Below are 15,755 nucleotides of genomic sequence, written 5' to 3'. Positions count from 1 at the left end.
ACCTCCGCGAGAGCGACACCCCCACAACCCACCTCACCACCACCCCCGCCACCCTCGCCCACCTCCTGGCAGGCATACGCACCGGCGCCCTGCCCACGCCCCCGGCGTAAACGCCGTGCGCGCCGCTCAACACGTCCAGGAGCGAAGACCTTTGCGAGGCGAGCCCGGCGTGACGAGCCCGCCCCGCACGGAGCGTGGCGGGTCAGGCGAGCTTGTCCGCCTGGGCGGTGACGAGATCGGCGGGGAAGGTGAAGTCCTCGCCGGAGATCATGGAGCCGGCGTTGGCCACGGTGAAGTGAGCGAGGGTGGCGCCGTCGCGGAAGACGACCACCTTCCACGGGGCGTCGACGCCGTCGATCGGGGTGACGGCAGTGAACGCGACCGCTTCCTCACCGGCCTCGGGCGCGGTGCCCTTCGTGACCTTGCCCGCCTCCAACTTCTCGCCGCCGGCGGTCCACTCAAAGCCGCCCGCACAGGCGGTGACCGCATCGCCAACGGACTTCAACGCGGCGGCGGCCTCGTCGGCACTCGCGTACGAGGCCAGAGTGACCATGCCGGTGTTGATGTCGAGAGCCGCAGACTCGGAGGAGGACGCGCCGCCGGTACCGGAATTGCCAGTCACCCTGCGGTGGGTGGTCTCGGCGGGCTCCCCCACCGCGGTCCCGGCCACCGCACGCCCCAACGGCACGCACTCCTCACCGCTTACTTTCACCGCCTTCGCCGCAGTGGTCTCCGCCTTGCTCGCCGTGGCCACCTGGTACCCGGACAGGTCCGCCTTAGCCAGGGACGCCTTCTCCAACTCGGCGGCCGTCAGCGGCTTGACGGGGGAAGCGGCAGTGGAGGCCTGCCCGGCGGACGGCGACGCGGACGGTGAGGCGGACTCGCCAGTGGCGGAGTCGCTGCCGCCGGAGCCACCGCACCCGGTGAGCACGACGACGGACACCAGGGCGGAAGCCGCCAGAGCGCCGGTACGGAAGCGGGAGCGGCGTATGCCGGATCTGTTCATGATGTGCTGTGTTCGCTCTCTCTGTTCCTCAATAATGACTGACACTCCATCAGCCAAACCTGTTCACGCCGGGTATCTCAGGACAGCTTGGCCAGCTGGGCGTCCACGACGGCCGCCGGTACGGCGAAATCCTTCGGGACACTGCCCTCGGGCACGGCGCTGACGTAGGCGACGGTGTTCCCCTTGCGGAGGGCCACCGCCTTGACAGGCGTCTTCACCCCGGCACGTTCGACCACCGCCCTCAGCCCCATCGCCTGGTCCGTACCCTCCGGAGCCAGCTCCAGGGCGACCTTCCCGAAGCCCCGCTCCTCGCCGTCCACCGTCGCAGTGAAACCGCCCGCGCACTCGTCGACCGCCGTCGCGAGGGCGTCCATCGCTGGCTGGGCCTGTTCGGCCTCGTACTCCGCGAGGACAACCGACACCACCGTGTCCTCTCCCGACGCCTGGCGTACGACCGTGCTCGCTGGCTTGCCGATCACCATGCCCGACAGGATGTACCCCGCCGGCGCGCATGCATTCTGCGACACTCGCACCGCGGGCGCCTTGGCCTCGGTCACCGTGAAGCCCTCCGCCTCCCGGCCCGCCAGCGCCGCCTCGTCCAGCCTGCCGGGCAGGGCCGTGGCCGTCGCCTGGGTTATCGGATTCAGGCCCAGGTCATCGGCGGACGAACCGCCGCCCCCGCTCGCCACGTCACACCCCGTCAGCAAAGCCGGGAACAGCAGCAGGGCGCAGGCCGCCTGGCTGCGACGGTCGCCGGTTGCAATTCGCGCTCGAACCATCACCGGAGCCGATTCTCATTCCGAACTTCCGCGACCACCTCGGTCGAATAATCCCCAATGGCTACATCGTCAATGAACGTCTGCCAAAATCCATTCATTGACGATACTTCCGGATCGATTCCGAGCAGAATATCCGAGAGTTCGTCGGCGACACGCTCAGCCTCTTCTCCCGCCTCTCCTTCCCCGTAAAACGGAAAGCGGGCGATCGTGGCACTCACGCAACTCACAAAGAGATCCAAGTTCGAATTTACCGGATTCACCACAGATGCCGCCATGTCTGCGATATGAACGACCCTGGCCGTAGCGATGTCCAAGCAGACCCTTCCGTTCAGCCCGCAGGACCCGAAGGCCGCGAGACCTGCCGGACCTCCATGAGGAACAAGGTTCACCACATCAAGAGCCACATATTCGAGACCGATCAGGGATGCCGGAACTCCATCTTCCCTAAGAAGCCGCCCTACTCTTTCCGGAACCCCTTCAGGGACGACAGGATGCACGCGCGAGAACCTTGGGAAGTTGTCACCCGCTGCATCACTCATTGGATCCGTCTGAGACAATTCGCACCTCCACTCGGCTTCACCCACCCGTCAAAACAAGGCATTTACAGCGCCCTTGAGTGACGCATTAGTTCTGGCACGTATTGCCTTGGTCTCGGCACCAGTTGCGCCGTTCCATCTGAACGACCAGGTTACATTGATTCCGCTCACAAGAGGCTGGCACCTGGCAGCACAAGGGGCACGTTCACTGTAGAGATCTTTGATATTGTCCGCGCCGCCGGCCTTCTGGATGAGGTCCTGTTCCGTGTGCAGACCGCCTCCGGACCTACCGGTGATGATCGTGCCGTCGTGCAGGCGTGCCGCTCCCCAGTTGCCTCCCTTGCCGCGAGTCTTACCGGCGGCCACACGTGCCGCTTGGGTCGCTCGAACCAGCTCGTCGTTAGAGTCGTAGTCAACCTGCGAGCCGACTTCCGGGCCGACTTGGCAGTTGTCGTTGTGTACAAGGAGGGACGTATCCCCGGCCTGCACGTAGTAGGTGTGCAGGTCGCTGACTGTGAGGTTGTGGACGGTGGCCTGGGGGGCGGTCCAGCGCTCGATCGCCGTGATCTGGACGTAGGTGCCGGCGCTGGTGCGCAGCCACTCGCCCGCCGTCAGGTCGGTGGCGTCGACCCATTCGCCCAGTTCCGGAACCCAGAACGGGTGCCCGTCAGTAGCCGTGATCTCGGCGGTCGTGCCCTCCTCGGTGGCGATGGTGACCTTGACCAGGCGCTTGACGCCCTCGCCCGTGATCTCGGCGGAGACCGTCTCCACCGCGGTCTCACCCGTCTCCGGGTCTGTGGCCAGGACCTTGTCGCCGTTCTCCACGTCCTCGATGGGCTTGGCCGTGCCATCGGCCATCAGAACCTTGGTGCCTGGCACAAAGCTGTTGCACTCGCCTGGCCCATTGCCTTCGCCCTTGCCGCCGCCGGACGACTCGTCCTTCGCCTTGGCCTGGCGCGGCTTGGCTTCGGCCTTCTTCGCCGCCACCTTCTGCGTCTTCTGCGCGGCATTACCCGTCTTCTGCGCGGCTTTCTTGTTCTGCCGCGTCAGTGACTCCTTGGCCTTCTTCTTCAACTGCGCCGCACGCTCAGCTGCCTTGCGCTTGGCCTCCTTCGCCTTGCGCGCCAGCTCGCGGGCCTTCTTGGCCAGTTCGATGATCTTGCGGGCCTTCTCCTTGGCCTTCATCAGCGCGTTGATCGCACCCGCGATCCTCGCGGCCGCCTTGAGAACCCCCGGAATCTTGGCCACTTTCGTCCACGGGATGGCACCGGCGACCATGCTGCCGCACGCCCACAGATCACCCCGCGAGAAGCACGCCACCACGTCGTCCCAGCCGACGAACTGCTTCAGGGCAGCCCAGCCGACCGAGAGGATCACATCCGAGATCGACGTGTTCAGCGTGCTCTTCGCCCACGCCTCCGCCGACGCCGACGGACCGCCGTACTCCTCCAGACCGCCGCCCTCCGACGCCAGACCGCTCGGGTCCGCGAAGGTGACCGGATTGTTCTCGCAGTACACGTACCCGTTCATCTGAACCGGGTCCGCCAGGTCCAGCACCGGGTCCGGCGACAGGAACCGGCCGGTCGACGGGTCGTACTCGCGGAAGCCCAGGTGGATCAGACCGCTGCTCGCATCCTCGTCACCGCCGATATAGCCCTGATGCGAACGCCACGACGACGACTCCGACCGCTCCACGCCGAACGGGTCCGTCTTGGAGAACTTGACCTTGTTGCCCGACGTCAACGCCACATTGGCGTACGCCGTGCCGTTCTGGTCGGTGATCTGCACCGACAGCTCCGACGCGCCCGAACCCTGCGCATGCCGCATGACCGTCGGCGCACCCGGCTGGGAGTAGTAGCGCTCGGTGTACGCCGGACCGCCGGACGCGTTGACGGAGATCGTCGACTCGCCGAGGTACAGGGTGCGTTCGGTCGACGAGATCGCCATCAGGCGCTGGCCGTCACCGCCGTAGATGTACTTGGTCGCCTTGTCCGGCGCCCACGTCTGCGCGGACGAGCCATTGCAGGTGTACAGCTGCAGGTCGGTGCCGTCGGCCGAGTTGGAACTCGGGACGTCGAGGCACTTGCCGGACGAGACGTGCTTCAGGGTGTTCGTGGACGTCGCCGTCCACTGCTGCCCCGCCGCGCCCGTGCAGTCCGCGATGACGATCGCGGTGCCGTTCGCCGTGCCTCCGCCGGACGGCACCACGCACTTGCCGAGGACCTTCAGCGCGCCCGTCGCCGGATCCGCCGAAGACGCCGAGTCGATCCGCAGCTTCTGCGCCTTGGAGCCATTGCAGGAGTACAGCTGCAGAGCCGTGCCCGCCGTCGTCGAACTGCCCGACAGGTCCAGGCACTTGTTCGCCAGGCCGAGCCACGCACCCGAGCCGTTCTCGCCGAAGCCCGTGATCGTCTCGACCTGGCCGTCATAGGTCCAGGTCAGCGCCTGCTCCGAGCCGTCGTACGTACGGGTCTTGGTGTTGCCCGCAGCGTCGTACGTCAGCGTCGTCGCCTTGGTGACCGTCGCACCCGAGTCCGCCTTGAACGTCGACGACATCCCGGTCAGCGTGTGCGGCTGAGTGCCGTCCGCCTTGCCGTACGCGTACGTCGTCGTGGCGTCCTTGGTGGTGTCCAGGCCCGGATCGTGCTCGACGAGCGTCTCGCGGTTGCCGAGCGCGTCGTACTTGTACGACTGCCAGTAACCGCTGTTCGCCGCCGTCACGTTCGTCGTGCCGTCCGAGTACTTCGGGGCGGCCGTGGTCTTGCCCGTCGCCGTGCAGGACGACGGGGCGGTCCATGCCTCCGTCAGCTGACCCAGCGCGTCGTACGTGAAGCACTGGCGGTCGGTCACCGAGTTGGACGTGTCGGCCATCGACGTGACGTTGCCGGCCGGGTCGTAGGCGTAGGTGCGGGAGTTGACCCGGTGGCCCGTCACCGCCGTCGTGTCGCTCGTCGACTCGCGGTCGACGATGCTGCGGGTCAGCTCGCCCGTCGCCTCGTCGAACAGGTTCGTCGTCCACACCCGGTTGGGGTTCTCGCCGCTGACCGTGCGCAGGACCTGGCCGTACGGGGAGTAGGAGGTCTGCGAGGTGTACCAGGCCAGGCCCGAGGTGGAGACCGGCAGGCCGTCCTCGTTGTAGCGGATGACCAGGCGCTCGGCGGGCAGGGTGCCCACCCGCGGCAGGTTCACCGCCTCCACCAGGCCCGACTCCGAGTACTCGAAGCTGTAGGCGTAGTCCTTCTCCAGGCCGTACGACATCGCGACCGACTCGGGGATGCTGATCTTCTGGCCGGTCGGCTGGTAGTCGGCCGTGTAGCCGGTCACCGATGTCGTGTACGCCTGCCCGTCCGAGTAGTAGCGGGTCTGCGACGTCGGCAGGCCCACGCCGCCGATCAGTGTGTCGTAGACCGTCTTCGACAGCATGGTGCCGGTGGCGGAGCCGAGGTGCTGCTCGGTCGGGCGCGACAGCTCGTCGTAGAGCGTGTACACGGCCGCGTTCTGGTCCGTCACCAGTTCGGGCCGGTCCAGGACGTCATACGCCGTGGTCGTCTTGCCGGCGTCCGGGTCGACCGACTCGATCTCACGGCCGCGGGCGTCGTACTTCCATGTCCAGAGGTTGCCCTCGGAGTCCTTGGCCTCGACACGGTCGCCGCGCGCGTCGTACGTGTACGTCGTCGCGCGGTGCGCCGCACGCAGCGCGTCCGTGAAGGTGTCCACACGGACCGTGCGGCCGAGCGCGTCGGACCAGGTGCGCTGAGCAGCGCCGCCCTGCGGGGGGATCACCGTGGAGTAGTCGTAGCCGTACTCGTACCGCGTCGCCTTCGCCGGGACCTCCGTGCCGTTGAGGTACGGGGTCTCCGTGAGGGTACGGCCGAGGCCGTCGTACGCGTAGAGGGTGGCGTTGGGGACCTGGTAGTCCGAGGCCAGCTCGAACAGCTGGGTCTTCGGATCGCCCGTGGCGAAGTACGCGTTGTTGGTCTGCTTGATGGTGCCGTTGGCGCTGTACAGGACGTCCGTGATCAGACGGCCGCCGCCGACCGCCGGCTCCTGCTTCTGCCGCTCGCGGCCGAGGCCGTCGTAGATGACGGTGGAAGTCTCGTACGCGCCCTCGTGGCTGAGCGCCTCGGTGGTGATCGAGACCGGCTGGCCGATCGTGGTGTCGTACGTGAACTTCGCCGACGGGGACTTGGACGTCGAGCGGGTCGGCGACCACACCTGCGTTGCGCGGCCGAGCGAGTCGTAGGTGTACGTCGTCGTACGGCCGTTGACGTCCTGGTCGGCGAGGGAGACCCCGCGGCCGGGCTCGATCGTGGTGATCTCGCTCTGCAGCAGCGCGTTGGTGGTCTCGATCTCGTAGACCTGTCCCTTGTCCGGGCGGTAGGTCGTGGTGCTCTTGTTGCCCTTGGCGTCCCAGGTGGCCGTCGTGCGGCCGTAGGAGTCGTAGGCGACCTCGCCGTCCTTGACCCAACCACCGCCCGCGCCCGTGGGGGCCCAGGTGATGGTGGCGTTGGGGGAGGACGGAACGGCCGTGGCGCTGAACGTGGTGGCGCCGTCGTAGCCCACCCGGGAGCCGTCGATCCAGTCGGCGGCGGTTGCGGTGGCCGCCGCCGCGCAGGTGCCGGCGGTGGTCAGGGTCTGCGCGGGAAGGCCGATGAGGTGCTTGGCCGTGTTGTGGACGTACGACATGACGGTGCACGTCTCGTCGCCCGTCCTGCCGGTGTCGCCCTGCGACTCGACCTGGGTGGGCAGGCCGTAGATGTCCTCGTGGGTGTTGACCGTCTCGAGGGTGCGCCAGGTGCGGGTGTCGTCGCCCGTGCCGGAGGAGCGCGTGACCGAGATGCTGTGGCTGTCCTGGACGCGGTAGGCCTTCAGATCCGGGATGCCGCCGCTGCGGCTGCGGGTGGCCAGGAGCGTCGACGTGGGATAGTCGACAGTGCGGGTCAGCAGGTCGCCGCCGTTCTTTGTGTACGTCAGGGTCTCCGCGACCCTGCCCGCGTACTGCTCCTTGTCGGTGGAGATGGTCGCGCCCGTGGAGTCGGTGACGGTCTCCGAGCGGGTGGTGCCGTCGGGCAGCGGGACGCCGTGCATGCCCCGGAAGTACCGGGTCTCCGTCATGCCCGCCTGGGTGGACTTGGACGGCGCGACGGTGGAGGCGGAGGTGTCGCCCGTGATCGTCCGCACGAGCGCGTAACCGCGCCACTGGTCGTAGGTGCGGGTCTTCTTCTTGGAGAACTCCGCCTGGTTCAGAGCCCAGGCGGCGCCGCCGACGTACTGGTACTGGGTGGTGACGGGTCCACGCCGGTGAGGGCGGGCAGTTCCTGGACGGACGCGACGCGGTACTTGTAGAACCAGTCGATCTTCTCGACGTCCGGGTCAGGGTGCCAGTAGACCGGGAAGCACTGAGCGGTGTTGCTCTCGGGCTCGGGAAAAGCGCCATTGACCTTGCAGTCGTCCCACGGGTCGTCATAGGTGACGAGGGTCTCGCCGCCGTACTCGCTCACGACCCGCAGGATGCGCAGCCGGTCGAAGGCCGGGTTCGGGTCGTCGGCGCCGTGCTTGACGCGGTTGGGCATCGATCTGCTGTTGGCGAGGAACTGCACCGGGTTCAGCGTCTGGGGCTCGCCGTCGGGGGCGTAGCCGGTGCGGGTGATCGACTCCAGCCACAGGGCCGTGCCCTCGTCGGTGAGGTCGGCGGGCAGCGACTGCTGGAGGGTCCAGCTGTCCACCCGCTGCAGTTCGGTGGAGCCCTGGACGCGCTGGGTCCAGGTCGTCACCTTGGCCAGGCGCTTGCGCGACCAGAAGGTGGGGACCGGGACGTAGCACTCCTTGCCGGCCGCGCAGTACAGGTCGGCCGGGGTGTCGTACCAGATGCGGTTCTTCGCGAAGTCGCCGGAGGCGAAGTTGTCGTTGGTGTCGGCCTCCGTCGTGCAGACGATCTCGCCTTCCTTGAAGCAGCGCTCGTCGACGTCGAAGGTGACCTTGGAGATGGGGGTGGCGTAGGGGTTGACCTTGGTCAGGCCGTACTCGATGCGCTTGAGGTAGCCGCCGCGGTCGTAGACGACCGACTGCTTGAACCCGTTGTCCTTCGCGTAGTGGTTCTTCTCCTTCTCCCAGTAAAGGACCATCGCGTTGCCGTCGGTGTCGACGACGTAGTCGAGGTTCCAGCGCCAGGCCTCCGTGCAGAAGGAGCCCGCGAAGTCGCCCGCTTTGTAGCAGGGTTCACCGCTCTGGTTGCTCGCGACGGGGACGGTGAGGACGGAGTCGGTGACCGGGTCGCCGGCCGCCCAGGTGTCGGTCAGCTTGTGCTTGCCGAAGTAGTACTGGGTGCCGTCCCGGGTGGTGACGCGCCAGTACTCGCCGTCCTCGTCGCCGTTGCCGAGCGCGGTGTTCTTCAGCAGCTCGACGCGCGAGCCGTCGCCGTTGGCGGTGACCCACTTGTCGCCGTACGGGCTGCTCGCGCTGTCGGGCAGGACCAGCTCGGTGGTCGTGCCGCCCAGTGTGAGCGTCGCGTTGTACGAGCCGAAGCAGAGGTCGTTGGTCTTCTTGGTGTTGTTGCCGTTCGTCTGGTCGTCGCGGCAGGACTTGTATGTACGGGTGATGGAGCCCGCGTTGTACTCCCAGCCGTCGCCGATCCAGGAGGGCTGGTTGTTGGACGCCGACGTACGGCCGTCCACCACCTGTGAGTTGTAGCCGAACGAAACCGACGGCGAGGGGCCGCCGGGCACAGACGGGGTCTGCAGGGGGTACGAGTACGTGAAGGCACCGGAGTTGCCGCCCGCCGACCATGAACCCGCGCTGACCAGCGGGGTCGCGCCGAAATCGCCCTTCGAGCCTGAGCCGGAGTCGGTGGCCAGCAGGACGGAGGAGCCGGAGCCGGAGCCGGAGGTCGCCTCGGCGAGAGACGCGAGGCGAGCACCGGTCCCGGTCTTCGGCTTTCGATAGACGGCGTCGGTGACCGTGCCCTCACTCGTGGCGGCGGCAGGCGTGGTGGACGATGTGGTGCCGCCGGCCGCCAGGGTCTCGGCGGCGACCGTCGCGAGGATCTTGCGCTCGTACACCGGCTTGCCGTCGGTGTCCGTGCCGGTCTGCTCGACGACGTTCTCGGTCTTCACCTCGGTGGGCTCGGAGCAGCCCGCGGTGTCCGGGGTGTCCAGGAAGCACGCCGGGTACTGCACGAAGGAGAGCCGGTCGGCCCAGTTGGCGCCGTACAGCTCCGAGAAGTCGGAGTAGTCGAGGGCGACGACCGCGTCACCGGTGGCGGTGGTGGGTGGGGTGACCGTCAGGGCCACGCCCTCGATGGCGGTGGCGGCGAGTGCGGTCTGGCTCGCCAGGGAGACCTGCCACTGGCCCTCCAGGGCGGCGGCCTCCGTGGCGGTGGCGTCCGTGGGGGCGCCGACCTCGACGGGCAGGGCGGTGGTGCCGTCCGCGCTGGTGATCGGCACCAGCTCGCCGGGGGTGAGGCCGGTGAGGTCCTTTGCCACCGTGCCGCCGGCCGGGGCGGCGACCTCGCTCGGCTCGTACTCGACCGGCTGCTCGGCCTCACTGGTCGTCAACTCGGCGAGCGTGCCGCCGTTCTCCCCCGTGGCCTCGTCAGCGGCGGGCAAGTCAAGCAGCTCGACACCGCTGCGGTCGTCGCCCGGCGGCAGCGCGGAGGCGGCGGGCGCGACGCCGACGACCAGGGCCACCACGAGCGAACCGATCACCCCGGTACGCATCCGCATCCGTCTGCGGCGCTCGGCGCGCGTCAGCGCGCGTCCCCGTCTGCCGCTCCAAGACAGCGATCCCCTCACAGCGGCAGCCCCCGCGCAGACAGTTTTCCGTCAATTGATGAGCACGAATGCTCCGGCAGAAATTCACAGAAAGTCAATACTGATGATCTTTGCCACAGGGATGTTTTTCACGGTCCATCAAAAAGGCCACGCTCGTACGGAATTACTATGTTGGCATCCCAAATGGTGGCAATCTGGTCGCCAAGGATGAGTAAATCGCTCCTGTTTGAGGCGCCTTGCCCGCAAAGTGAACCGGCTGGTCAGACCTATCGAGAAGATGAATGGGCGAGCGGATCGGTTCCGTTGCGCGAGACATGCGATGGCTGGGTGAAGGAACGGTGTGGCGCAATCCCGATGCATCGGTCATGCTCTGTCCTCGCTTTCCCGGGGCGCAGCAGCACAGGACCGGGATCCGTCAGAGGAATTCACAGGGTTCCCGGGCCTCCGGGAATTTCAGGGGGAGGGACGTAAGCCCATGCAACGTCGTCGCTTCGGCCTGCCCGCATCCGGGCGCGGTCGGGCGGGGATGGCCGCCCTTGCCGCCGGCGCGCTCGGCCTCGGGCTGCTCGCCGTGCCGCTGTTCGACGGTTCGGAACCGACGGCCCCCTCCCGGACGAAGAAGGCCGCTTCCGGTCCGCTGGACCAGGACACCGCGCAGGCACGCGCCGTCTCCACCGGCGAGCGCGTCGAGGTGACCGCGCTGCGCGACGAGACGTCCACGACGTATGCCCGTCCCGACGGCAGCTTCGAGCTGGTCGCGCACGGGGCGCCCGTCCGGGCGAGAGTCAACGGAACCTGGAAGCCGATCGACACCCGACTCGCCCGGACCGACAGGGGATGGTCGGCGAAGGCAGCCGTCGACCCGGTGGTGTTCTCGGCGGGCGGGGCGAGTGATGCGAGCGCGAGTGGCGCTACGGCCGTACGCCCGGCCGTGTTCACCGTCGGCGGAGGTGCACGGGCCCTCCAGGTCGCTGACGGCACCGAGAACTACACCGAGTTGGCCATCCTGACCAGCAACGGCCATGAGATCGGGCTGAGTTGGCCTGGCGCCCTGCCCGAGCCGATGATCAGCGGATCAAGCGCCCTGTACCGCAACGTGTTCGAGGGCGTGGACCTCATGCTGACCGCGCAGGCGAGCGGCTTCAGCCACGTCCTGATCGTGCACAGCGCGGCGGCAGCCGCCAACCCGGCGCTCGCGGACCTGTCGTACGGACTGTCCTCCCCGGACCTGACCTTCCACCTCGACCCGGTCACCAAGGTCGTCACCGGCAAGGACCGCGACGGCCAGGAGATCGCCGTCTCCCCCACGCCGTACGTGTGGGACTCGGCGGGCACGTACGCCGTCACCGAGGGCGCCGATCCGGAGCCGGCCGAGGAGAGCGCGGAGCCGACGCCGTCGTACTCCGAGGAGCCCGGCACGGAGGTGGGCCAGGAGACCATCGCCCCCCAAGACGGCATGGACACCGACGCGCCGAGCGCGGCGCCGGAGCCGGAGGCCACCGCGTCCGCGTCGGCGCCCGACGAGGAGACGCCGTCCGCGTCGGCATCGCCTGCCGCGTGGGACTCCGGCGCGGGTCGAGCGACGTCCGCCGGTAGTGCCGTGTTCCGCAGGGCGTCGTACACGGGAGCCGTCCGGACCGCCCTCACCGACAACGAGGTCTTCGCCCTGCCGGGCCTCGCCGGACCCGATCCCGGCACCCACATGGCCGTCGCCGATGCCGAGTTGAGCGCGCCCGGCACCGCCTCCACCAGCCTGTCGATCGTCCCGGACGCCGACCTGCTCACCGACGAGAACACCGTCTACCCGGTCTTCATCGACCCCACGATCTACGGCAAGACCAAGAACTGGACCACGGCATACAAGAAGTACCCGAGCTCCAGCTTCTACGACGGCGCCAACTACAACAGCGGCACCACCGAGGCGCGCGTCGGCTTCGAGTCGACGACCTGGGGTCTGTCCCGGTCCTTCTTCCGGCTCGGCTGGTCCACCAACATCAAGGGCGCCCACGTCTCCTCGGCCTCCATCCGGCTGCGCGAGACGTACTCCTGGTCGTGCTCCGGCCGTGAGATGCAGCTGTGGCACACCGGCGGCATCTCTTCCAAGACCACCTGGAACAACCAGCCGGACTGGAAGTCGGAGATCGGCACCAAGTCCTTCGCGCACGGCTACAACTCGTCCTGCCCGGACGCCTATGTGTCGTATGACGCCAAGTCGATCGCCCAGGACGCGGCCGACGGTGGCTGGTACTCGATGACCATCGGGCTGCGCGCCACCACCGAGGACTCGGCGTACTCCTGGAAGAAGTTCCGCGCCGAGGGCGACAGCGCGCCCAAGCTGACCCTCGTCTACAACCGCAAGCCGAGGACACCGGGTTCGGTGATCCAGTCGCCCGGCGGCAAGTGCGACAAGACCGATCCCTACATCCACATCGGCAAGCGCGACCTGACCCTGTCGGCGGACTCCTCCGACCCGGACGACACCGACATCCGGCAGGACTTGAAGTACCTGGACTTCGAGCTGTGGCGCACCGGCTACAGCGACAACAAGATCCTTGACCAGAATGTCGCGGTGACCAACACCGGCAAGGCGTCGGCCACGATCGCCAAGGAGAAGTTCACCAACGGCCACACCTACTCCTGGCGAGTGCGCGCGATCGACTCCAGCGGGGCCGCCTCGGCGTACGCGCCGACCTCCGACCCGTACGTGTGCCGGTTCGTCTACGACAGCAGCAAGCCCAACGAGCCCCTCGTGACGTCCACCGACTTCCCGGCGGCCGACGACGACGGCTCGGTCTGGTCGACGGTGAAGTTCGGCACCTCCGGCGCCTTCACCTTCGCGCCGGACGACGACACCGACGTCACCCGCTTCGAGTGGTCCTTCAACACGACGACGTACGCGAGCGGCAAGAACGTCACCGCAGGCACCTCGACGTCCGTGACGCTGCCGCCGCCCATGGCCGGACCCAACGTGCTGTACGTGCGGGCCGTCGACAGCGCGGGCAACCCCTCGCTCGGCACGAAGTACCTCTTCTACGTCACTCCGCGCGACAGCGCCGACAAGCCGGGAGACATGACCGGCGACACGATCCCCGACCTGCTCGCCATCAGCTCGTCCGGGAACCTGTTGATGTACCCGTCCACCACCGCCGGCGACCTGCACGCCTCGCTGTCCGCGGCCCATGAGGGCGGCATCGGCCTGCTGACCTCCCCGGGCAGGAATGGCGAGGACCACCTGCCCGGCTACTGGTTCGGCACGGACGGCAAGCCCGCGCTGGTCACGCACGGCGGCGACGCCATCGGCGCGGATGGCGTCGGCGACGTCTTCGCCCGGATGCCCGACGGCAAGCTGTACGTCTACCCCGGCGACGGATACGGCAGCGTCGACATCGCCCAGCGGCTGACCCTGCGGATGCCGTCCGGATCGCCGGACCCGGCGACCTTCGACCAGATCATCGTGGGCGACTACGACGCCGACGGCCGCGCCGACCTGTTTGCCACCGCCACCGGCGGCGAGATGTGGGCCTTCGAGGGCTACACCGGCGGCACCTTCCTGACCGTCACGAAGATCGCCTCAACGGCTTGGGCCGACCGCGACCTCGTCTCGGTCGGCGACCACGACGCCGACGGCGCGCCCGACCTGCTGTGGCGCTCCGCCTCCTCCGGCCGCCTGTATCTGCGCTACGGCGTCAAGGACAGCGCGGGCGGCGCGACCATCGCCTCCCTGGCGACGGCCGCCGCCTCCAGGACCGGCACGGACGAGACCTACGCCGAGGGCTGGGACACGACGGCCACCCCCGTCACCCACCTCCGCGGCACCGCGGACGTCACCAGGGACGGCATCCCCGACCTCTGGGCCCTGCGGAGCGACGGCGCCATCTACTTCTACAAGGGCGGCGCGTCGGTGATCGGCACGGGGACGGCGGTGATCAGCGCGCCGAGCGACTGGAAGACGACGAAGCTGGCGTTCGGCTGAGCGGGCCGACAGGCCCCGGTGGGGCCGGAGTTGCTACGACTCCGGCCCCCTCTCCGTCTCCTCCGAGGCACGTGGGAGGGGCCCCGCCCGGTCCAGCAACCCCGTCCGGGCCGCCAGCGCCGCCGCCTCCAGCCTCGAACCGACGCCCAGCTTCATCAGAACCCGCTGGACATGGGTACGCGCCGTCGAGGGTGCGATGCCCATGCCTGCGGCGATCAGGCGGGTGTCCTCGCCGTCGGCCACTCGGACCAGGACCTCGACCTCCCGGGGCGTGAGCATCTGCAGCAGCCTCTGCCCCTCGTCGTCCGGTTGAGCCGCGGGGTTGAGCAGCTCACTGAACGCCCCCTGCAGCAGCTGCGGCGCCACCGCCGCCTCCCCCGCCCGCGCCTTCATGATCGCCCGCTCGACCCCCTCGATGCGCTCGTCATGCCGTACGTAACCCGAAGCGCCCGCCGCGAACGCCGCCGCTATCCCGCGCGGGCTCGGCACCGGCCCCAGCACCAGCACCGCCACCTGCGGCCGCTCCCGCTTGATCTTCACCACCGGATCGAACATGCCGGGCTCCGCCGGCGTCGCCGTACCCAGCAGGCACACCTCGGGCGCCCGCGTGATCACCAGCTCCGCCGCCCCCGCGGCCGGAGCCGCCGCGGCCAGCACCCGGTGCCCCCGCAGCTTCAGTGCCGAGGCCAGCGCCTCGGCGAGCAATCGGTGGTCGTCGACCACCATGAGCCGCACTCCCATCGAGCAACCCCCCAGTCCCCCCAATGGATCCCCATCACTACCCAGGACCGGCTGCGCCAGTCCGGACGCCCCACTATGGATGCCCACTGGTCCGCGCGGACAGAAGCCCCCTCCCGGCTCCCCCGCCCTTCATGCCCCCGGAAGCTACACGCTTGTTCGACGTTGCGCTGCCCCTACCGGTGAGAAGTGCCCCGGATCGACGGAATTTCTGGCTTTCCCCGCATTCGAGGATGATGAGGACGGTACTCGGGCAGGAGGGCCGGGCGGCCCGGCCGTCCTGCCCGGGTACCGGACATGCGGGCCTCGCATCCGGCGGTTCGCCCAGTCGGTCTCAAGCGTTGCCAGGTCGACTTGTTGAGCATGCGCGGCCAGGCACACCGCGTGACCGCCCTGCCGGCCGAACTCGCCCAGATACTCCTGTGATCCGGAGGCCCACCGCTCATTCCCCGGCTGTCCGAGAGCGGTGGACGTGCCGGAGGCCAAGCAGTTCGGCGACGGCTTCCAGCCAGCGGGCGGCCTCCTCATCGCCGTCGACCCCGTCGGCGGTGGTGGCCGCGGACTCCAGCCACGCACGCACCATGGACACCGCCTCATCTCCCGGCACCGGCTCGCGCAGCTCGGCCGCGTACCGGACACCCCCGCTGCGTACCACCTTGGCGAGGAAGGCAACCGCCCGCGGCTGCACGCCGAGCCGGTCCAGCAGGACGGCGGCGCCCACCGCGCCGTCGCCGAAGAGGGCGGTGCGGTGCGGGCCGGTGAAGGAGAGGCCGTACCGCAGCATCGCCGGGATGTCCGACCGCGCCAGCTCGTCGTCGGTCCGGCCGGGGGGCGAGGTCTGCGGCGCGGAGGTCATGGCTTCCTCACGGTGACGGTGTAGGTGTGGATGGTGGCGCGGTACTTCTTCTGGGGGGGGGTGGGACTGCCGCTGGGGACGGGGGACGGAGTGACGGG

General features: G+C 68.6%; 8 protein-coding genes. 1 reads left to right on the top strand and 7 read right to left on the bottom strand.

The features are described from left to right. Positions 1 to 202 precede the first annotated feature (202 nt). The 5 genes from ADL12_RS12580 to ADL12_RS56380 all read right to left on the bottom strand — a co-directional run bounded on the left by ADL12_RS12580 (position 203) and on the right by ADL12_RS56380 (position 10,036). A complete protein-coding gene (locus tag ADL12_RS12580) occupies positions 203 to 1,006 on the bottom strand; it encodes a hypothetical protein (protein WP_062701624.1) in 804 nt (267 codons plus the stop codon). Positions 1,007 to 1,083: 77 nt separating this feature from the next. Beyond that, positions 1,084 to 1,785 carry a hypothetical protein gene (locus tag ADL12_RS12575; RefSeq protein ID WP_159053148.1) on the bottom strand — a complete coding sequence of 234 codons (702 nt, stop codon included), beginning with the start codon at positions 1,783 to 1,785 and terminating at the stop codon, positions 1,084 to 1,086. Beyond that, positions 1,785 to 2,282 carry an SUKH-4 family immunity protein gene (locus tag ADL12_RS50220; protein ID WP_159053147.1) on the bottom strand — a complete coding sequence of 166 codons (498 nt, stop codon included), beginning with the start codon at positions 2,280 to 2,282 and terminating at the stop codon, positions 1,785 to 1,787. Before ADL12_RS50220 ends, ADL12_RS12575 begins: the two co-directional genes overlap by 1 nt. 90 nt (positions 2,283 to 2,372) lie before the next feature. Beyond that, positions 2,373 to 7,502: a ricin-type beta-trefoil lectin domain protein gene (locus ADL12_RS56385; RefSeq protein ID WP_062701620.1), complete on the bottom strand. Its 5,130-nt coding sequence runs from the start codon at positions 7,500 to 7,502 to the stop codon at positions 2,373 to 2,375. A gap of 62 nt (positions 7,503 to 7,564) precedes the next feature. Continuing rightward, positions 7,565 to 10,036: a hypothetical protein gene (locus tag ADL12_RS56380; protein ID WP_244187876.1), complete on the bottom strand. Its 2,472-nt coding sequence runs from the start codon at positions 10,034 to 10,036 to the stop codon at positions 7,565 to 7,567. Between the two features lie 529 nt (positions 10,037 to 10,565). On the opposite strand from ADL12_RS56380, the gene ADL12_RS12560 reads away from it, so the two are divergent. Beyond that, complete coding sequence (locus tag ADL12_RS12560) at positions 10,566 to 14,063, top strand: FG-GAP-like repeat-containing protein (RefSeq protein WP_159053146.1); 3,498 nt, start codon at positions 10,566 to 10,568, stop codon at positions 14,061 to 14,063. 33 nt (positions 14,064 to 14,096) lie between these two features. Here the strand turns inward: ADL12_RS12560 and ADL12_RS12555 are convergent, their stop codons facing one another. Both ADL12_RS12555 and ADL12_RS12550 read right to left on the bottom strand, forming a co-directional pair. Then, a complete protein-coding gene (locus ADL12_RS12555; protein ID WP_079051996.1) occupies positions 14,097 to 14,804 on the bottom strand; it encodes a helix-turn-helix transcriptional regulator in 708 nt (235 codons plus the stop codon). A gap of 439 nt (positions 14,805 to 15,243) precedes the next feature. Then, positions 15,244 to 15,657 (bottom strand): hypothetical protein, encoded by a 414-nt coding sequence (locus tag ADL12_RS12550; RefSeq protein WP_062701613.1) that lies wholly within the window; start codon positions 15,655 to 15,657, stop codon positions 15,244 to 15,246. Positions 15,658 to 15,755 lie beyond the last annotated feature (98 nt).

This window comes from Streptomyces regalis (assembly GCF_001509475.1).
In the GTDB taxonomy this organism is placed as follows: Bacteria; Actinomycetota; Actinomycetes; order Streptomycetales; family Streptomycetaceae; genus Streptomyces; species Streptomyces regalis.
The sequence above is the reverse complement of the archived record's forward strand: the minus strand, read 5'-3'. Positions and strand labels throughout refer to the sequence as shown.

Bases quoted from the DNA above. Each gene is read 5' to 3' on its own strand.
- ADL12_RS12555 (WP_079051996.1), bottom strand. From the start codon at position 14,804: ATGGGAGTGCGGCTCATGGTGGTCGACGACCACCGATTGCTCGCCGAG.
- ADL12_RS56380 (WP_244187876.1), bottom strand. From the start codon at position 10,036: ATGCGTACCGGGGTGATCGGTTCGCTCGTGGTGGCCCTGGTCGTCGGC.
- ADL12_RS12550 (WP_062701613.1), bottom strand. From the start codon at position 15,657: ATGACCTCCGCGCCGCAGACCTCGCCCCCCGGCCGGACCGACGACGAG.
- ADL12_RS12560 (WP_159053146.1), top strand. From the start codon at position 10,566: ATGCAACGTCGTCGCTTCGGCCTGCCCGCATCCGGGCGCGGTCGGGCG.
- ADL12_RS12575 (WP_159053148.1), bottom strand. From the start codon at position 1,785: ATGGTTCGAGCGCGAATTGCAACCGGCGACCGTCGCAGCCAGGCGGCC.
- ADL12_RS12580 (WP_062701624.1), bottom strand. From the start codon at position 1,006: ATGAACAGATCCGGCATACGCCGCTCCCGCTTCCGTACCGGCGCTCTG.